General features: G+C 39.9%; 11 protein-coding genes and 1 pseudogene. 9 read left to right on the forward strand and 3 right to left on the reverse strand.

Annotation, left to right across the window (positions count from 1 at the left end):
- The first annotated feature begins 5 nt into the window (after positions 1-5).
- The 5 genes from OQZ33_RS13690 (at position 6) to OQZ33_RS13710 (ending at position 6,701) form a co-directional block, all read left to right on the forward strand.
- The gene (locus tag OQZ33_RS13690; protein WP_265799586.1) at positions 6-1,403 is read left to right on the forward strand and encodes a RagB/SusD family nutrient uptake outer membrane protein; all 1,398 of its coding nucleotides are present in this window, start codon (positions 6-8) and stop codon (positions 1,401-1,403) included.
- A gap of 55 nt (positions 1,404-1,458) precedes the next feature.
- The gene (locus tag OQZ33_RS13695) at positions 1,459-3,447 is read left to right on the forward strand and encodes a TlpA family protein disulfide reductase (protein ID WP_265799587.1); all 1,989 of its coding nucleotides are present in this window, start codon (positions 1,459-1,461) and stop codon (positions 3,445-3,447) included.
- A 4-nt stretch (positions 3,448-3,451) separates the two neighbouring features.
- Entirely contained in the window at positions 3,452-4,528 is a 1,077-nt protein-coding gene (locus OQZ33_RS13700) for an alpha/beta hydrolase family protein (protein ID WP_265799588.1), read from the forward strand.
- Positions 4,529-4,584: 56 nt separating this feature from the next.
- The gene (locus OQZ33_RS13705; protein WP_265799589.1) at positions 4,585-5,031 is read left to right on the forward strand and encodes a protein-disulfide reductase DsbD domain-containing protein; all 447 of its coding nucleotides are present in this window, start codon (positions 4,585-4,587) and stop codon (positions 5,029-5,031) included.
- A 62-nt stretch (positions 5,032-5,093) separates the two neighbouring features.
- The gene (locus OQZ33_RS13710) at positions 5,094-6,701 is read left to right on the forward strand and encodes a protein-disulfide reductase DsbD family protein (protein WP_265799590.1); all 1,608 of its coding nucleotides are present in this window, start codon (positions 5,094-5,096) and stop codon (positions 6,699-6,701) included.
- A 603-nt stretch (positions 6,702-7,304) separates the two neighbouring features.
- Here OQZ33_RS13710 and OQZ33_RS13715 read toward each other — a convergent pair.
- Together OQZ33_RS13715 and OQZ33_RS13720 are read right to left on the reverse strand one after the other, a co-directional pair.
- Positions 7,305-8,105 (reverse strand): annotated as a pseudogene (locus OQZ33_RS13715) (pectinesterase family protein); the annotation flags it as partial.
- Between the two features lie 229 nt (positions 8,106-8,334).
- Positions 8,335-8,649 (reverse strand): hypothetical protein, encoded by a 315-nt coding sequence (locus tag OQZ33_RS13720; protein WP_010599324.1) that lies wholly within the window; start codon positions 8,647-8,649, stop codon positions 8,335-8,337.
- Positions 8,650-8,891: 242 nt separating this feature from the next.
- Between OQZ33_RS13720 and OQZ33_RS13725 the strand changes: the two genes are divergently transcribed.
- Positions 8,892-10,388, forward strand: coding sequence for a serine hydrolase (locus tag OQZ33_RS13725; RefSeq protein WP_265799591.1), 1,497 nt, complete (start codon positions 8,892-8,894; stop codon positions 10,386-10,388).
- An 88-nt stretch (positions 10,389-10,476) separates the two neighbouring features.
- A complete protein-coding gene (locus tag OQZ33_RS13730; protein ID WP_265799592.1) occupies positions 10,477-12,762 on the forward strand; it encodes a M60 family metallopeptidase in 2,286 nt (761 codons plus the stop codon).
- Positions 12,763-12,849: 87 nt separating this feature from the next.
- Here OQZ33_RS13730 and OQZ33_RS13735 read toward each other — a convergent pair whose 3' ends face one another.
- The gene (locus tag OQZ33_RS13735) at positions 12,850-14,463 is read right to left on the reverse strand and encodes a DUF6377 domain-containing protein (protein ID WP_265799593.1); all 1,614 of its coding nucleotides are present in this window, start codon (positions 14,461-14,463) and stop codon (positions 12,850-12,852) included.
- Positions 14,464-15,095: 632 nt separating this feature from the next.
- Here OQZ33_RS13735 and OQZ33_RS13740 point away from each other — a divergent pair.
- Both OQZ33_RS13740 and OQZ33_RS13745 read left to right on the forward strand, forming a co-directional pair.
- Positions 15,096-18,083, forward strand: coding sequence for a SusC/RagA family TonB-linked outer membrane protein (locus OQZ33_RS13740; RefSeq protein ID WP_265799594.1), 2,988 nt, complete (start codon positions 15,096-15,098; stop codon positions 18,081-18,083).
- 11 nt (positions 18,084-18,094) lie between these two features.
- Complete coding sequence (locus OQZ33_RS13745) at positions 18,095-19,819, forward strand: RagB/SusD family nutrient uptake outer membrane protein (protein WP_265799595.1); 1,725 nt, start codon at positions 18,095-18,097, stop codon at positions 19,817-19,819.
- The last annotated feature ends 211 nt before the right edge of the window (positions 19,820-20,030 follow it).

The following is a 20,030-nucleotide window of genomic DNA, read 5'->3' on the forward strand; positions in this document are numbered from 1 at the left end:
ACCTCATGAAATCAAAATATAAACTATCGATTCTATCATTTGCTGTGGTGGCATTAATGGGTTGTAAAAAATATGTTGACATTAAGACCCAAGGCAACCTGGTTCCTAACCAAACGATCAATTATCGGTATCTCTTAAATAACACCTCAGGATTCGAACAGGTGGCCAGCATCGCTGATTTTGCTTCATCAGACATTGTTATCAACGATGCTTCGCAGCAAAGCGCATTATCGGGAACGCAATTCTATAATTATTTGACTTCAAGTTACAATTGGCAGTCAGTGATCTATCCACTTGGAAGTCCGTATGAACAGGATGCCAACTGGAACACGCTTTATGCAACAATCTTAACCTGTAACACGATCATCAACGAACTTCCTTCCAGCGATGGTACCCAGGCTCAAAAAGATGCAATTGCAGCTGAAGCGCTCGTTCACCGTGCAGATGCCTACTTAAATCTCGTCAATACCTACGCCAAGCCTTACAGTGCTTCAACCGCCGCCACAGACTTAGGAGTTCCGCTGCTATTAACGCAAACGGTTAGCCAGTCGCTAAATCGGGCAAGTATTCAGGCTATTTATAATCAGATTATCAGTGATCTTCTTACTGCTATTCCATCGTTGCCGGCTACCCAGGCATACAACACCCTTCCATCTAAACCTTCAGCTTATGGAGAGTTAGCAAGATGTTATCTGATGATGAAGGATTTTGGAAATGCCGGCCGATATGCCGAGGAAGCACTAAAGCTCCGGAATACTCTGATAGATTACGCTAATATTACAGCGATCACCACAACAAATTACCCCCGCAGAATTATCAATCCGGAGATCTTGCTCTCAAAAATACCTACCGGGGGCTCGCTCACCTTTGCCCCAACGGTATTAAAGTTAAGTGATGATTTTTTAACTATTTTGGGCACTAGCGACCAAAGATATAGGCTATTTACCGTTCCTGCGACGACAGTATCAGCAACCTATACAGGAAGGTTTCAGTATAAAGAATCTTTAACAGGGGAGACAAGAAATCAAGGGGTGTCAGTACCTGAAATGATGCTGATCCGTGCGGAGGCATTTGCCAGATCAGGAGATATTCCAGGTGCTATGAACTTAGTAAATGCGCTAAGGATAAAACGTTTCAGAACTGCTGATTTCGTTCCTTTGTCAGCAAGCTCTGCAACCGAAGCGTTGAATGAGGTAATTAATGAACGAAGACGCGAGTTTTTTGGAAACATGCTTCGTTGGTGGGATATGAGAAGGTTGAATTCCGAAACGGCATTTCAAAGAACTTACACCAGGACTTTTAATGGCGTAACTTATACGCTATCGCCAGGGAGCAACAGATACACTTTCCCTATTGCAGAATATTTACGAAACTTAAATCCAGAATTAGAAGCCAACCCATAAATCAATTACACAAAACCGGCATGGTCCCACGGGCCATGTTTTAAAAATTAAAAAAATGCTTAAAAAAACAGTTTTACTGATTGTCTTTTCCTCGCTCTCCCTTGGTCTGCTCGCTCAGTCTACAAGCAACTTTACGGTCACGCCAGAAAAGCCTCAAAATGGTTCTCCTATCCAGATCTCCTACAATCCTGTGGGGACTCCACTTGCCAGCGCGAAAGAGATCAGTGCTGTGGTTTATCAATATATCAACTATCATTGGAATGCCGTTGATTTGAAATTATTTCTTTCGGAGAAAAAATGGAAGGCGAGCTTCAAGACACCTATAGACTGTGGATTGCTTGCTTTTAAATTTAAATCCCCGGACACCGTCGATAACAATCATGACTTAGGTTACTTTGTTATGATAAATGACAAAGATCGTAAAGGTGCTTTGGCTCCTGGGGCATATGCAGGATGGGGATTGGCAAGATCTCCAAAGTATGGAAAGGACATACCCGGCTACATTAAATTTAAAGGAATAAGTGATACGGCAACCTTCCATTGGCTAAACCAAGAAATATACTATAACCAGAAAGCGAAACCAATTTTGGCTTTGGATTATGCTATTGCTTTGAAGGGATATCTTGGCGAAAAAGCTGCTGACAGACTGCAACTTGCAGGTAAATACATGACCCGACCGGAGGCAACTGAAAGGGATTTGCTTAATGGCAAATATCTTTATCAGAATTTATTGGTTAAAAAAGAAACGGTAGATTCCATACAGCAGGTATTAATAACCAAGTTTCCCTCTGGAAGCCTCGCTCGCTTACAAGCGTATCGCAGCATTTCGGCTAATTCAAATATTGACTCCATGATTTCAGCATCACTAAGATTTCTGGGCAAATTTCCCGAATACAAAACGGATGAAAAATTTGATAACGAGAATAGAATTAATTATGGTATAGTCTACCAGAATCTTATGGTTTTCAGTACAATGAAAGGTTACAAGACTGACTATGTCAGCAAATATGCTGATTCCCTTTCCTATTCAATGTTGCCTTCCGTATATTATAAGTTAATTTGGATACCTTTTCACCGAAAAGAGGGAAATATGGATCAATTTGCACAATTCTCAGATATTTTGGTAAGAAGATTTGAAAATTTTAAAGCAAACAGACCTCAGAATTTAGAATATTTCTCACCAAAAGAGTGGGAAGAGCAGTATAGAAAGGCTTTTGTCTCTACCCTTAGCGCTACCCACATTGGGCTACTCAATTTAAAAGAAAAATATGCTCAAGCATTGCCTTATGCAATTGATGCACAACGAGAGTTGAAATACAATAATGCAGAGATCAACAATGAGCATGCGATTATTTTGAAAAAGCTAAAAATGAGCAAGGAATTGGAAAATGTCTTATTGAAGAGTATGTACAACAACCAGGCCTCTCCAGAGATGATTGCAATGCTCGAAGAAATGTATGTGGCGAGGAAAAAATCTAAGGCCGGATTTGATACTTATTTAGAGTCTCTAAAAAATCCTGCGATCAAGGCTGCTGAAGAAAGTGATCAAAAGGCAAATATGATAAAAAAAGAGATGCCAGCCTGGAGTATGAAAGATCTGTCTGGTAAAACGGTAAATTCTTCTGACCTTAAAGGTAAAACGGTCATCTTGGATTTCTGGGCTACCTGGTGTGTTCCTTGTAAGGCCTCTTTTCCAGGAATGAAAATAGCGGTTGAAAAATATAGTAAAGATCCAAACGTGGTATTTTATTTTGTAGATACTGAAGAACGAGGAGAAACTTACAAAGAGGAAATCGCAAAATACATTAAGGAAAACAACCTGCCTTTCAACGTACTTTTTGACAATAAGGTACCTGGAGAGAAAACAAACTCAGAGGTTTTTTCAAAAATATGCAAAGCTTTTAAGATTTCAGGAATTCCACAAAAACTTGTCATTGACAAAAATGGCTTTTTAAGATTTCTTTCACTTGGCTTCTCTGGAAGTGCAACAGGACTAGCCGACGAGATGTCAGGACTAATTGAACTCACTAAAAACGCAGAATAAGAATATGAATAAGATAATCTATACCGGTCTGTTATTAATTACGCAGGCTGTTCAACTTTTCGCTCAGGACAATTCGAAAGAGATCACCTTTAAATCCCCGGATGGCAAAATTACCTATGGAGGAACATTAACCTATCCAGCAGGCAGTGATAAGAAATTCCCTGCGATGGTCATTGTTTCCGGTACGGGCAGGCAAGACAGAGACGGTCTGATGGCGGGCCGCAAAATATTTCTAGAAATCTCAAACGAGCTTGTTAAGAAGGGTTATGCGGTATTAAGGGTCGATGACAGGGGGGTTGGGAAAACAACAGGAGTTTATGAGAACGCCACTACTGAGGATTTTGCCAATGATGCTTTGTTGGCATTAAAAAAACTGCAAACAGAAAATAGGATTGACAAAAAACGCCTTGGCCTGATCGGACATAGTGAAGGCGGTGCTGCAATAGCAATTGCAGCATCAAAGAGCAAAGACGTTAAATTTTTGATTAGTCTTTCGGGTCTGGCACAGAATGGATTTGATGCGCTGATTTCTCAAAATGAAAGCCTGGTAAATAACTCGCAGCTTCCTGATCATGATAAGGCAAGGTCTAATGATATCAATGCGCTCATGTTTCAAACTGCACTTAAATATGCCGATTCTGCAAATATGGAAGCTAAGTTGAATGAAACTTATTCAGTCTGGAAGGTGAAGGACGATGCTTATTTTAAAACACTCAATATTGAGTTTGATCATTTCCGTTTTCCAGTATATAGTTACGTCATGTATGCAATAGGTCCGTGGTATAGGTACTTCATTAAGTACGATGCAAAGCAAACCATGGCAAAAATTAAAATACCTGTTTTAGCGATTAATGGAGATAAGGACAGTTATGTTGTTGCAGAAAAAAATTTAAGCAACTGGAAAGAATATATTGCAGCAGGTGGGAATATAAACGTTGAAACATATTTGTTAAAAAATGTAAATCACCTATTACTGCCATGCACTACCTGTACACAAGCTGAAATCCCAAACATCAAAAGCGGTGTTGCTCCTGAAGCGCTAACGATCATTACTGATTGGTTGAACCGTAAAGTAAAATAAATCTAACAGGCCAAAATCTCTAGATGATTTGGGTTATACAACTAACATAATTACATATGAAAAAATCAGCAATTTTTCTCTCATTGTTCGCACTGGCCCTAGCGGCACATAGTCAGATTCTTAAACCCGTAAAGTGGTCCTACGCTGCAAAAAAAACTAGTCCGACCACAGCAACTATTTATATAAAAGCTAACATTGAGGCAGGATGGCATTTATACTCACAATTCGTTAAGGAAGGCGGTCCGGTTAAAACCAGCTTCAATTTTTCAAACGGTAAAGACTACACCGTAGTTGGATCAACAATAGAGCCGAAGCCTATTGTCAAATATGAACCTGTTTTCAAAAGCGACGTTAGTTTTTTTGAAAAGTCAGTCATTTTCCAGCAAAAAGTAAAATTTACTTCGAAGAATCCAACTATAAAAGGAACTGTGGAATTTATGACTTGTAATGATAAGCAATGTTTGCCTCCAGAGGAACTTGAATTTAGTGTTGTTGTGAAATAATTTTATTGGTAATGTTTATTTTTAACAAAAAAGTACTGGGAATACTAGTGTTATTATTCTCAATGTCTTTAGCTACTTGTGCCCAGGATAGTATATCGGTCGATGGTCTTGAATTCACAGAAATTCAAACTGATCAACCCTTGCAACAACATCAGGCAGATTCTGTAAATCGAAAACCAAAAGGAAAGGCATTCCAGAAACCTGATGCCATGTCAGCTGACAAAGATTCGGAAACATTGGGCGGTATTTTCCTAGCTGGTTTTTTGGGTGGAATTGCAGCATTATTGATGCCCTGCATATTCCCGATGCTGCCTCTTACGGTAAGCTTTTTTACCAAAGGAGCAGAAAAGGGCAAGGCTTTTGGCAGGGCCATGCTTTATGGCCTATTTATTATTCTAATTTATGTAGGATTAGGGCTTCTGGTTACCATTATTTTTGGGGCCGATGCTTTAAATAGCTTATCCACTAACGGAATATTCAACTTCCTTTTCTTTTTGTTGCTGATTGTTTTTGCAGTCTCCTTCTTCGGTGCTTTTGAGCTCGCACTTCCCTCATCGTGGGCAAATAAACTAGATGCTAAAGCTGACAAAGGCGGTATTGCGGGACTGTTTTTCATGGCGGGTACGCTGGCATTAGTTTCTTTTTCTTGCACTGGCCCTATTATTGGAACATTACTGGTTCAAACTGCTACTACGGGCGCGTTACTTGGACCAGCGGTTGGCATGTTTGGCTTTTCGCTTGCATTAGCTATTCCATTTGCCATATTTGCCCTATTTCCGTCATTTATGACAAAACTTCCTAAATCAGGTGGCTGGCTGAATAGTGTCAAGGTAACACTTGGATTTCTCGAATTGGCATTTGCTCTCAAATTTCTAAGCAATGTCGATTTAGCCTATCATTGGGAATGGTTTGACAGAGAGGTCTTTCTATCATTATGGATTGTGATATTTTTATTGATGGGCCTTTATCTTTTGGGCAAATTAAGGCTCACCTACGATAGCCCGGTTTTATTTATCTCCGTACCCAAACTTTTCTTAGGAATAATAGTACTTTCTTTCACCGTTTATTTAATTCCGGGTTTATGGGGTGCTCCATTGAAATCGGTTTCTGCATTTTTGCCACCGCAGGAAACTCAAGATTTCGACCTATACACCGCTAGCTTAACCTCAGACCCGACAGCTATGAGCAGAAACGAAAAATATAAGCCTAATAAATACATCGATAAGTTCAAAGCACCTTTAAAATTGAATGCTTATTTTGATTACCAAGAAGGTATCAATGCGGCGAAAATCCAAAATAAGCCCGTGCTCATCGACTTTACCGGGCATGCATGTGTTAACTGTAGAAAGATGGAGGCTAATGTTTGGCCTGACAAAGATGTGTACAAAATGATCAATGAAGATTATGTACTTATTCAGCTCTATGTGGATGACAAATCAGAGCTAGATAGCCAGGATGAAGTCCTCACTCCTGAAGGAAAAAAGCTAAACACAATTGGAAAGAAATGGAGTGATTTGCAAGCCAGAAATTTTCAGTCAAATTCGCAGCCGCTTTACGTGTTACTTGATCCATCTACCGAACTGCCACTCGTTACGCCGAGGGGGGCAGATTATGATGTAGCACATTATAAAGAATTTCTTAAGGAAGGACTTATAAGCTTCCAGAGGTAGCTTTAAACCAACCTTATTTTAATAGTTAGTGATGATTAATTTAGGCAGTGCTGGATAGCCTGCCTAAACTATTATATTCATCTACTTTTCATTGAAATAGAGATAACTGTCTTCGTCAAAATATTTAACTGAAGACGTTACATTGGTAAACTAAACTCAAAGAGCTACCATCATCATCTAGTCCATTGGAAAGTATGTACCTAGTCAGAATCATGAAGGCTGCATAGATTCTTGTTCCAATCCGGTTGTATTGATACAAGGGTATTAAACTTCATTTAGTGCCCAACCTTTAATAGTTGCTGGCTGAGTTTTGACAGACTATCCAACGACTATGCAAGTCCCTCTAGGGACGAGCTAATTCACAAAGTCTTTTTCGGCTGTCTGCGGTACTAATTAGGGTGTTATTTAAAACTTTAAGCGAAGATTAAACTCTATTCCTTTGTTTCCAATAAAGGTTATGTTTGTCTTTAAATTAAAATACGCAAAATATGCGCTAAAGTTATTATGATATAATACTAAAGGCTACCCATGCAGGTAGCCTTAATCAAATTATGATAACAGTATACGAGCGTTAAAAGATCTTATTTACACATTAATTATTCCCTAAAATGGTTTCCAGTTGCCAAGGACTTTCTTCTTTGTGTAGTCGCTTGCTTGCAAATCCGTTAACTCTTTTGCCCATCGTACTCGTTCTGCCCGTTGATCAACGTTGCCCATGCTGTGATACTCTGCATAAAAAGCTGTTTTTTCATTTTCTACCTTACCCCAGTTATGCCATCCCTCTGGCCGGATGTGTTCACCCATATCACAATTTAGAAAAACCACTTTTGCATAAGGTCGCCAAGGTCTGCCTAAGTAAACTTTGTCTTTTGAGAGTGATGGCTCTCCAGTTAGCTTGCATTTAGAAAACACGTAACCGTATTTCTGGCCTTCTGGTGTAGATGCAGCAGTAAGGTACCCTGAAGAAATACTATGTAAAGTGCAACCTTCGAAATAAGCTGTAGATGCCCCGAATATAAAATCTACTGTTCCGGCTATGAAACAGTTCTTAAAATATTGAATGGTATTTCCACCAGCGTAAAATGTATCTTGATGACCAAGGAACCTACAATTTTTAAATGCCGCCCGGTCTCCGCTCACACTAACTGCTAAAGCCCGCCCTCCCGTAGTACCCGAACTATTTTGAAAGGTTAGATCTTCTGCATTAAAATTATCTCCCAACACATAAACAGATGCCGAACCAAATGTACCATACTCTTTTCCATTGACATCTAATTTTCTAGCCGAATTATCAAAAGTCAAAACAGTAACACTGGCACCTTCTCCTTTTAAAGAAATAAAGTTTTTTTCTCTAGGGATGTTGACCAACTCTTTATAAATCCCCTTTTTTATAAAAATTGTATAGGGATGATTTCTTGAAACAGGCTAATTACGCCAAATTCCTAGCTTGTAATAGGATCCCTAAAAAGACTTAAACACAGCATATGAATCGCAAGGGTACTACGTATGCGCTTTGCAGGGAGAACTTCGGTATTTTTTGGTACAAAAGATATAGAAATAGCCGGCCTGGAAGCATGAGTTATAATAAACAGAAAACCAGGTATTTAGATTCCGTTTACTCAGTAGAGGCTTGTTAAAGGTCCGCTCTGCTCACCCCGATCGCATTCGCCTTCCATAGAATATAACCCAACCTTCCGCAACACTCGGCCACAAAATATTCGATATCAGCGGGGACATCATTCACAATCCGGAAACGGATTTTATATTTGGGATTATAACTGATATACACTACCAGATCATCCGAAGAAAAACCCCTGCCCGATAACGGTTTAAAATGAACCTCCTGAAGATCTCTTGCCGTCCGCATCAAACGATCGTTCATTACCTTTGCTAAATTCTTTTCCGGCTTAAAATCAGTCTCCAGTATGGCCAGTACAGTTACAGTCATAGCGCAAAAATAAAAGCAGTTTCCATCTGCGCAAGCCTCAAAAAGTAAAACCCTGAAAATGAGCTATAATAATTTTAACCTGTATTTTCTTAATTACCAGAAGTACTTATAATAAAAGGAATGCCATTCCTCAAAAATCGCCACCAGCAGCACCGCTATTCATTCCATTGATACTATACTAAAAAATTAAGTGCAACTTGAAGCCAATAATTGCTTAGCTTAGCCTTAGGCAATAAATACTTATGAAACATACGCTCAACTTCAAAATGATCAGGACCCCTAATGCAAATCCCATCCTTTTTACCGGCCTTTTCACCATCTTATTAGGCTTATGCGTTTTGCTTGCCTCTGCCCAGCAGGTCCCGAACGAAAGGATTATTCAAGTGGAAAACAACCTCACCGGCAAAACCCTTATCAGCGGAGAAAAACCAATGAATCTTCAGGAGCAAATGAGACATTACAATATCAAAGCCCTAAGCATCGCAGTCATCAAAGATTATAAAGTTGATTTTGCCAAAGCTTATGGCATGGCCGATTCCGCTACCCAGACCAAAGCAACGATAAATACCCTTTTTCAGGCTGCTTCCATTAGCAAATCTTTCAATGCCCTGGCCATCATTAAGCTCTTTCATGATAAAAAGCTAGACCTTTATACCGACGTCAATACCTACCTCAAAAACTGGAAATTCCCGTACGATTCCCTTTCCAAAGGTAAAAAAATCAATACCGCTCACCTACTCAGCCATACCGCAGGCCTGAGCGTCCACGGATTTGGTGGCTATCAGATTGACGCACCTTTACCCAATACAATCCAAATACTCAACGGCACAAAGCCAGCGAACTCTGATCCGGTACGGTCTCAATTTGCGCCCGGAGAAAAAATGCAGTATTCCGGAGGGGGAACGACCATCACCCAGCAACTCTTAATCGACCTTACCGGTAAACCTTATCAGGATTATTTGAACCAAACTATACTTAAATCCCTGGACATGAACGAAAGCACTTTTGCCCAGCCGCCACTAGACAACAAAAGACGACATCTCGCCACCGGGTATCTGGCAGATGGTTCAGCTATTAAAGGGAAACACCACGTTTACCCCGAGCAGGCCGCTGCCGGACTATGGACCAATCCATCTGATCTGGCTAAATACATCATCGAAACCCAGCTGGCTTACCAGGGTAAATCCAGCAAAGTCCTAAATCAATCCGACACCAGAATTCGCCTTACGCCCTACGCCAACAGCAATGGATCCGCCCTCGGCGTTTTCATTGAATCTCCTGACAGCACCGCGTATTTTGGACATGGCGGCTCCAATTACGGATTCCAGTCCGCTTACTACGGTAGCCTGGAAGGCGGAAACGGCCTTGCAATTATGGTTAATTCGGATAACGGTGCCATCATCCCCGAAATCATCAACAGCATCGCTAAAGTTTACAGCTTCAAAGGCCTTTACCAAACCAAAGTAATGAATATAAGCGATGTTCCCGAATCACTGCTGGAAAGTTATACCGGACGATACGAACTCATGCCCAATTTTATCCTCACCATCACAAAGCAGGGCAAACGTCTTTTTGCACAGGCCACCGGTCAGCCAAAAATAGAAGCCCTGCCTGAAAGCCAGACCAAGTTCTTCTCCAAAGAAATCAACGGAACCATAGAATTCGTTAAAGATGAAAACGGAAAAATAAAAGAGCTAATCTTGATACAAGGCCGGACTATACATGCCAGAAAACTCTGAAATGGATTGAAATGTTAAAAATCGTTAACCTGGCAATACACGCTTACTAAAAGGATTTATTATCATTATTTTAGACAAAAATATTGTGATGAAACGCTCGTATCTGCTCTTTAGCATACTTTTTATTGTAAACCTGACCGCAGGAATTTGCCAGACTGCACCTACTTTAAAATCAGTTATTACAAAAGACATTTCAAATCTGCCGCTTCCGGATTCAACAAGATTTACCTCCACGTTTTTAGCTATTGATGAAAAACCGGAAATAATAGGGACAATCAATCTGGGTATGTTCAACCTAAAGGCAAATGCTATCGTTGCTTCCAGCCTGAGCAGCGGTAAAATACTGGCATTTGGTTCACCGGCCTATTTTGAGAAACACCTTCTGAAGAACCCTTCCGTTGGTAAAATAATTCAAAACACCTTAAAAATTGCAACAGGGAACATTGCCGTTTTTAATCAACAGAACCACGATCTTGCAGATTACCTGACGACGAAGAAGTTTCAGGTGAGAAATCTAGGGAGCCTCCAACTGACAAAGGATATCAAAACACTTTTTCTCTCAGCAGATATCAATAACTCGCGACAGTTGCAGACCTTGGAAAAACTCGTCAGAGCAGGGGGAACACTTGTCGTTGCCTCACCAATCGAAAGTATCAAAACCCGCGAAAAGGATGCCGAGGTTTTTCCAAAACTAAATACCTTGTTAGCCAAAGCGGGAATAATTAATCTTGATATGACCCTCCGTTCCAGCTGGAACAATAACCTTATTTCTATAGATCAAGCTCCACCCTATCTCCATATCAATACCATACCTGAGTGCTCCTTAACGCTTCAATACACCGAAAATCCACGAGACTACTACTCGTTTATCTGGTTCGTCAAACCTACCTTATATTTTAGTACCGAATACAATGACGAACACACCCTGATTGTAAAACGGCTGAAAGAATTTTACGGGATCCCCGATACATTCTACCGCCCGACACCAAAAAGCCCACTGGATTTATCTTCGCCAAAGAAAAAAATGGCCTACCTGATCTCGGGTAATATTCAGGAGTCACAATTAAAAATGAAATATGGAACAAAAGCTAAAATAGCCGGACATGAAGACTTTCCGGGAGTGGTACCAGATACTGCTCCAAGAGTCACTAAAAATTTAAACATCAATGTGCAAGTAGGCAAACAGGGACTTTTCGAACCGCATTCGGCCTATTACCGCCCACATAGCACTGGTCTGTATATTCCAGCCGGAGAAGTAGTTAAAATAATTGTAGATAAAAAATATCGCTCACAGAAACTTAAAGCCCAGATAGGTCTTCATGACGATGACCTCGCCAGTGGTGCGGATCACCTGGTGAGGATTGGATTCAACCTGACCAGAAATTTCGAACTGAATCAAGATACCACACGGATTTATTCCCCGTACGGCGGGTTACTGATGGTCAACATATCAGACACCACAAAATTGAAATCTATTTCGCTAAAAGTCATCGGAGCCGTAAACGCCCCTTATTACAAACTCGGTGCGACCGATGACAGTACATGGAACCAGACAATCAAAGACTACCCGGCACCCTGGGCAGAACTGGCCACAGACAAGATTGTGTTTGCTGTTCCAGCTGACCGGATCAGGCAACTCAAAAATCCAACTGCGCTGATGAAGTTCTATGATCGGGTAATGGATGCTGATGCCGATCTTCGGATGATCAACCGGAAGAGATTATACCCGGAAAGAATCATTGTTGATGAGCAAGTAGCTTTCGGGGCATTATTTACCACACCAGCGAAAATTGTAGCCCCCAATGATGACGAAAGTACCGGAATTATGCTTGATAAAGATCAGATTGAAACAAAAGGATCCTGGGGTCTTTTCCATGAGCTCGGCCATAGACACCAGTTTCATGACCTCGATTTCAATGGTCTCGGTGAAGTCACCGTCAATCTCTACAGCATGTATATTTATGATCAGGTTTTAAACCTGGGTAAGTACCATAACCAGGACAACATACCCAGCAAAGCGGGCGTGATCGAGAAGATTAAACAATATATGAGAAGTCAGCCCAGCTATGATAAGTTCCAACAAAACCCCTGGATAGCGCTGAGCATGTACATTGAGCTCATTGAGCACTTTAGCTGGGATCCAATCAAAAGCGCTAACAAAGTTTACGCAGATTTGCCAAAAAATCAATATCCTAAAACTAATGAAGAAAAAATAGATTTATGGTTTAAAACAATCAGCCATGTTTCGAAGACAGATCTATCAGATTTCTTTAAAATATGGCAGATCCCGGTTTCAGCATCCGCAATAGCTATCGTAAAAAAGGAAAATTATCCTATTTGGCTTCCTGATGAATTAAAGGAATTCAATCAATGAAAGTTTTTCGTTTTTCAGGTTAATACAGAAAGCTATCCATTGCCAATAAACCGTTATTTAAGTACCTGGATGTGAGTCCGGTCAGGTTTAGATTGCTTTCACATTCATCACTGTTCTATCAAACACTTCGGCAGAAACAAGCGCTTTCGCTTTGATTCTCATTTTGTAGATATAAATGGTGTTTACCGAGTATTCCAGAATTGTGGCAATGGCTTGAGTATCGGTGATCCCAAGTCGGATTAAGGCAAAAATCCGAAGTTCGGTGTTAAGTAGTTCGGGTTGTTTAGGCCAAATCTGATCCTGGGGAGACAACATTGAATTTAACACGTTTATAAAGTTTGGAAAGATGCTGATAAAAACTTCATCAAAAGTATTAAACAACAACTGCCTTTCTTTTTTGATGTTAATCTCATTTAATGATGAGAGTGCTTCGTTGTATCTCCCCGTCATAATTTTGCGTTCCACACTTTTCTTTTGCTTATCAAGCTTAACAATATATCCAGAAATCGAATCAAAAAAGTAACCAATGTACCTTTCTTTTACGGTAGCATATTCCTGCAATTTTTCATTAATGGCAAGAAGCTGATGATTTACTAAATTCAATTCTTCATTCTTGTCTTCAATGATTTTTTCTTTAGTTTTCAGCTTTCTCATCTGAATAAATATCATAAATAACACAAGAGAAATAATGATCGAAATTAACGAGATATAAAAGAAATAGTTAAAAAAACGATCTTTTTGTCGCGCAGTAGCGAGATTAACCTGAGTTGCAATTTCTGGCAAAATAGATTCGATTTTGAGTTTACGGAGACGGTTTCCGTAAAAACCAGCATCGTCGCGGGAACATTGTATAAACAAATAAGCGTTCGGTAAATCACCACTATAAAACAAATCTTCAGCTAACAATAATGTTGCAAGCGTTTCTTTAGTTGAAGAACGTATATCGCAAATTGCTGACTTAGCGAGTACCTGTATTCTTTTATCATGGTCTTCTTTTTTAAGATAAAAAGCTGCCATTGCGGTGAGCACCCTGGCACTGTCGTGCGCAGATATTTTTTCGTGGTTTAAAATATCAAGAAAATAGGTTGGAGGCACATCAGTTTGCCCTGATACCACCTGCTTGTTTCCCTTGGTAAACTTCCATTCGAATGATTTCGGCTTGCAGAGAGAAAGCGCTGAATCGAGATAATTTATGGCCTTTTCATTGTAGTTTTTACTAAAGTATCCGTCGCTGTTGTAAATGGCAAGATTGGAGTAAGCACCCGATTTAAGGCAGAAGAAATCATATTTTGTTTTCGCATCCAATAAAGAGATATCAATATCCTTTAAATAATCAAATGTCTCTTTGAACAATCCTGCATGCAATAGCAAAGAGGCGAGTTTGACTTTACTTTGATTGATTTTAACCGGATCATTTTGTCTTAAGCTTAAGCTGAGCAGTTTATTCCCATAGACAAAAGCAGAATCAAACTTATAATATTCATACTCATCAAAAAGCGATGCATAAATTTTTAGCTGATCTAAAGGGCGTTGATTCAGGCTATGTTTTAACCGCTTTATCCTAACATGTTTTATTTCATCGTATCGGTCTTTCTTTGATAATTCATTTTTCAGCATTTTTAAAACAGAATCCTGTTCAGCAGAAGAATAGACAGACAAACTGGCAAGGATGAATGAAAAGCAAACGAAAAGAAATTTCATGATGAATGATAGGGTAACCAAAATTATGATAAAATGTGCAGCTTTAATTTCTAAACAGGAATTTTTTAATTAAGCAATTTCGGCAAAGAATAATTTTTAGTTCCTTTTAACCGCAAAGTGTGGCATATAATTCCGAACCAATCTTTAAATCGATATTTTCCGCATAGAGATCAGGTTGCCTGCAGCGCAGTTTGATTGAATTTTTTCGAAAATACTATTAAAACGATTTATATAATTAGGAAAGCATACATTTTTAGAAAGCTGTTTTTCAATGTATTACATTTATAAAAACAAGTTTTTCATTATAAAATTTTTGAGCTAATTAATATCCAGCTAATAGCGGAAAAGCTTTATTTATTTTTAGGTAGTGGAAAACAGCAGGATATTAAACTGTGCTGTTGCCCATTCCCTAATTAACCAAATATAAATCATTCCGAAGGCTGTGGATCAATCAAGTTGCGTTTAGGTGCATCGATTTTCCGCATTCAAAGGGATTAAAATCGCTTGAAATGTGCCCTTACATCCCACCCTGATTTTAGGTATAGCGCAAAATCCTGATTGATTAATCAGATTGACTGATGCTCATGATTAACCTAAACTCCAACTAACCAAAACCTTCTAACATCGCTTTTATGCATAAAAATTTTATTTACATTATGATGCTATGCTGTTTTCTTTGTCTCTACACGGGTACAGCAAATGCACAAACCAGAACCATTTCGGGCGTAGTAACCGACAATACTGATGGGGCACCTTTATTAGGCGTAAACGTTACTGACAATCTCAAATCAGCTGTCACCACCACGAATAACAAAGGCTATTTTACCATTTCAGTTTCAGCCAACGCTAAATCTCTTTCCTTTTCATACATCGGTTACGATACCAGAAATATTGCCATTACATCGGCAAACACGATAAATATTACTTTAGGATCGTCCGCTAATCAATTAAATGAAGTTGTAGTAGTCAGTGTGGGTTACGGAACGCTTGATAAGCGAGAAGTATCAAGTTCGATTACACATGTATCAGGCAAAGATTTACTAACAGTTTCGGCAAATAATCCACTCATGTCCCTTCAGGGAAAGGTTCCCGGCTTGAACATTACGAACACCGCTTCGGCTGATCCAAACTCGAGTCCAAGGATACAACTTCGCGGTGTTTCTTCAAGAAGCGCAGGCTTAGGTCCTTTATATATTATCAACGGTGTACCCGGAGGAAATATTGACAACATCAACCAAAACGATATAGAAAGTATCGATGTATTAAAAGGTGGTGCCGCATCAGCAATTTATGGTACCAGAGGAAGTAACGGTGTAATTATCATTACTACCAAGAAAGGAACAGCTCAGTCGCAAATGTTTTATGATGGTTTTACCAGCTTCGATTACCTGAATAATAAACTGGAGAATTTGAGTGCTGAAGAATTTATCGCAAACAGGGTTCAAAACAAACAAGGGCAAAATTATGGCGCACAAACCAACTGGCTCAACGAGGTTACCCGATCACCCGCATTTGCCCAAAAACATACGGTCCAGTTTTCAGGCGGATCTGCAAAAACCAATTATTTTGCATCAGCAGATTACCGTAATGCAGAAGGAATAGATCTTCGGGCCAGTAAACGAGAGTATGGTGCAAGGCTAAATATAAACCATACCACAGATAATGGCATGTTTGTGGCTACCTTGACCGCAGCGCCAAGATACATGAATACAAGCAACGCCGACCAGGGAAATTTCAACAACGCGCTGACGCTAAATCCAACCTACCCGATTTTCAATAACGCTGGAAAATATAATTTCATCAACACTGGTTTCTTCTCCAATAATCCGGTGGAGAATGCAAACCTGATTAAATCACAGTCAGAAATTAAAGAGCTTGATATCAATGGATCCCTAAAAATGAATATTCTTTCAAATCTGAGTACATTAGTCACCATTTCTCAGATTAGCCGATCAGGCAAGAATCTTAACTTTTCTCCCTCAACACTCTCTTCGATTGTAAATGCCAACAGGGTAACCCAAACTAATTTTGCTTCTCAGGAACAACGGGAAGATGATCAGAAAAATATTGAATGGACCGGAAATTATGGACTGGATTTAGGTAAGAATCACTTTAAGCTCTTAGGTGGTTACTCCTACTCCCTTTATAACTACAAACAGGTGTATGCACAAAATTATGATTTTCCTTTCGACACTTACTTATGGAACAATTTAGGTTCTGGTTTGTATAACGGCGGAGCCGCAGGACAAGGTCAGAATGCTGTTTCATCCACTCAAAATGGTTCTACATTGATTGCTTTTTTTGGTAGGCTTAACTATGATTTTGATAACCGATATATTTTAACCGCCAGTTTACGAAGAGAAGGTTCTTCAAAATTCGGAGCAAATAATAAGTGGGGAAATTTCCCAGCCATATCTGGTGCGTGGAGGGTTTCTGAAGAAACATTTTTTAAAGAAAAACTTCCATGGATTAATGAACTAAAGGTTCGAGCAGATTACGGCGTAACCGGAAACCAGGATTTTGGAAATTACCTTTCACTTCTACTTTACGGAGGAGCTGGCTACTTTCCATTTAACGGACAGTATTATCAGGTTTACGGACCATCATCGAACGTAAATCCCAACCTAAGCTGGGAAAAGTCTGAAAATCTCAACATGGGTATTGACTTCTCCATACTCAAAGGGCGCCTAAGCGGTTCAGTTGATTATTATACCCGTAAGAATAAAGATTTGCTGGGAAACTATAACGTATCTGTTCCCCCAAATACACAAGCTACCACATTTACCAACGTAGGCACCATGAAAAATTATGGTATTGAACTGGCTTTAACCGGTCAAATCATTAAAAAAGAGAATTTTGAATATACAGCAAACCTGGCGCTTTCTTATAATAAAAACAAATTCATCTCTTTTTCAAATGACCTTTACCAGGGAGGAACTTTTCAGGATGTTGCCGGATTACCTGCACCAGGTTCGCCTGGAAATATTCAAAGAATCCAGGAAGGCCACAGCATCGGTGAATTTTATACCCTTCGTTCTGCTGGTGTAAATGATGCCGGCGCACTTTTAGTGTATAAAAAGGATGGATCTGTAGTTCCTGCCAATCAGGCAAATAATGATGATAAACAATTTGTAGGAAATGGCTTACCAAAATTTATCGCGTCTATGGGAAATACATTCAGGTATAAGCAATTTGACCTGGGTATATTTTTGAGAGGAACTTTCGGCTATAAAATTTTTAATACCTCAGCATTTTATCTAGGAACACCATCCAGCCAAACCGATGCTAACGTACTTCAATCCGCTTATGACAGTGGAAGCAAATATTCTTTATTAAAAAGTACTTCAACCACTTCAATTGCCTCTGATTACTTTCTGGAAAATGGTTCCTTTTTAAAGATAGATAATGTCTCACTTGGCTATCGCCAGAATTTAAATATCAAATATCTAAAATCTTTCAGGATTTATGCTGCCGGCAGGAACCTGCATACTTTTACTAAATACACCGGTGGAGATCCGGACCTGGTAGAGGTAAATGGTTTAACCCCAGGTGTAAATACATCCCTGAACTACTACCCGTCCACGCTCCAGTTAATTTTTGGCTTACAGGTAAATTTTTAATACGAACAGAAATGAAAAATTATAAAATATTGATGTTTATCGTCCTGTTGCTGGCGGTAGCAGGATGTACAAAACTTGATGAAGAAGTTTATGATAGAGTTGACGCAGCGAATTTTCTTACCCGAAGAGATGATGTCATCAGGGATTTCTTGCGTCCGTTTGAACATGCCTACTGGAGTATTCAGGGGAATGATGTTTACGCGGTAGGTGAAAACTCCACAGATGAAATTGGTACCTTTAACCGCCAGGGCGATTGGCAGGATGGCGGATACTATCAAAGAATGCATTATCATACCTGGACGCCCCAAGACGGATTTACCAATGGTGCATGGAGAAATTTCTACCAGGGAATTGTGCTTTCTACAAACTCCCTTCAGGATATGGAAGCCATTGCCGATCCTGCGAAATTAAACGTCACCCAGGCAGAATTAAGTGACTTTAAAGCAGAACTCAGGACATTAAGAGCCTGGTTCTACCTACGCGCTTTCGATTTTTACCGCAACATTGAAATTGTAACAGATGTAAAAAGCAGCACGCAAGGCGGGGTTCAGTCTAGCCCGCAGGAAACTTTCAATTATATCGAATCCGAACTGAAAGCCGCAATTCCAGATTTACCAATGCGGGAACAGCTTGGAGCTACAGGTATAGGGAGATGGACAAAAGCTGCTGCAGCCACGCTGCTCGCAAGACTTTATTTAAACGCCAAAGTATATATCGGAACAGATAAGTTTACCGAATGTGAGGCGGTTTGTCGGGATATTATTGGTGGAAAATATGGAAGTTATACCTTAGACACCAGATGGGATGCGCCTTTCGATTATACCAACAGTTCGCTGAATTCTGAAGTAATCTATGGATTTCCAGGTACGTTGGCCCGAACTCACTGGCAATATGATAGTGGAATGTTCTTTTGGGGAATGACCTATGATGCTGCACCCCTGTATTGCGGATTTACAGATTTCGGTAGATCAAACCCAAGATTTGCTTTACAGCCCGGACGGGACGTAGATAGCGTGGAATACGGCCATACGCTGGGAAAACCATTTGTAAAATTTCAGAAATACCCTGATGATTTGCGATTGAAAAAATACAAAAATCTCGGAAACAGTAAACGGGAAGGAATGTTCCTCTATGGCTATCTTCCTTACACCGCTACAACAAATGGTGTTTCCCGACCAGATACAGTACGTGGCAATAAGGGTCCTTATGCACTTTTCATCAGAGACCAGGTAGGATTCTTTCTAGCGGCAAAACCAGGAACAAGAATCAACGATAAGGAGTCCAATATGAATCATGCAGATCACAATTCTGGTGTGTTTCTCGTAAAATATCCAGTGTACCCTACTCCGGATCCAAATCGTATCACTTCTGCCTATGCAGAAATACGTCTATCTGAGGTGTACTACACTCTTGCCGAATGCAGGTATCGTGCGGGGGACAAAGCTGCTGCCGCAGGATTTTTAAATCAGGTGAGGCAGCGCAACTATCCAGCAGGATCTCCAAGCCTATATACTTCAAATGGCAGTCAACTCACTGATCAGGAAATGCTTGATGAATGGGGACGAGAGTTTATTGGCGAAAACCGTCGGAGAACGGATTTAATACGTTGGGGAGTTTTCAATGCCGGAACCTGGTGGGATAAAAAACCTGATGCGGATAAACACACGGAAATTTTCCCTATAGGAAGGGACATTCTTGGCGCAAATCCGAAGTTGAAACAAAATCCAGGTTACTGATACGCGATTTATTTAAAAACATTTGGTTTGGTTTAGTTGGGTGTTTCCGGTAAAACGGAAGCACCTTTTTATTTGCACAGCCGTAATTTCAATAGCGCCTTTGCAAGATAAATTTTATAAAAGTCTTGACAAGCCAATAAATACTGCTTGCTTCACCGGTAGATTTCATCTACTTGATAATATACTTATATCAAGTGATTTCCACCAGCTA

This window comes from Pedobacter sp. MC2016-05 (genome assembly GCF_026239735.1).
Taxonomy (GTDB): Bacteria; Bacteroidota; Bacteroidia; order Sphingobacteriales; family Sphingobacteriaceae; genus Pedobacter.

What these genes read in the sequence shown, in the direction of transcription:
- OQZ33_RS13690 (WP_265799586.1), top strand. Translation starts at nt 6, where the DNA reads ATGAAATCAAAATATAAACTATCGATTCTATCATTTGCTGTGGTGGCA.
- OQZ33_RS13695 (WP_265799587.1), top strand. Translation starts at nt 1,459, where the DNA reads ATGCTTAAAAAAACAGTTTTACTGATTGTCTTTTCCTCGCTCTCCCTT.
- OQZ33_RS13700 (WP_265799588.1), top strand. Translation starts at nt 3,452, where the DNA reads ATGAATAAGATAATCTATACCGGTCTGTTATTAATTACGCAGGCTGTT.
- OQZ33_RS13705 (WP_265799589.1), top strand. Translation starts at nt 4,585, where the DNA reads ATGAAAAAATCAGCAATTTTTCTCTCATTGTTCGCACTGGCCCTAGCG.
- OQZ33_RS13710 (WP_265799590.1), top strand. Translation starts at nt 5,094, where the DNA reads ATGTCTTTAGCTACTTGTGCCCAGGATAGTATATCGGTCGATGGTCTT.
- OQZ33_RS13720 (WP_010599324.1), bottom strand. Translation starts at nt 8,649, where the DNA reads ATGACTGTAACTGTACTGGCCATACTGGAGACTGATTTTAAGCCGGAA.
- OQZ33_RS13725 (WP_265799591.1), top strand. Translation starts at nt 8,892, where the DNA reads ATGAAACATACGCTCAACTTCAAAATGATCAGGACCCCTAATGCAAAT.
- OQZ33_RS13730 (WP_265799592.1), top strand. Translation starts at nt 10,477, where the DNA reads ATGAAACGCTCGTATCTGCTCTTTAGCATACTTTTTATTGTAAACCTG.
- OQZ33_RS13735 (WP_265799593.1), bottom strand. Translation starts at nt 14,463, where the DNA reads ATGAAATTTCTTTTCGTTTGCTTTTCATTCATCCTTGCCAGTTTGTCT.
- OQZ33_RS13740 (WP_265799594.1), top strand. Translation starts at nt 15,096, where the DNA reads ATGCATAAAAATTTTATTTACATTATGATGCTATGCTGTTTTCTTTGT.
- OQZ33_RS13745 (WP_265799595.1), top strand. Translation starts at nt 18,095, where the DNA reads ATGAAAAATTATAAAATATTGATGTTTATCGTCCTGTTGCTGGCGGTA.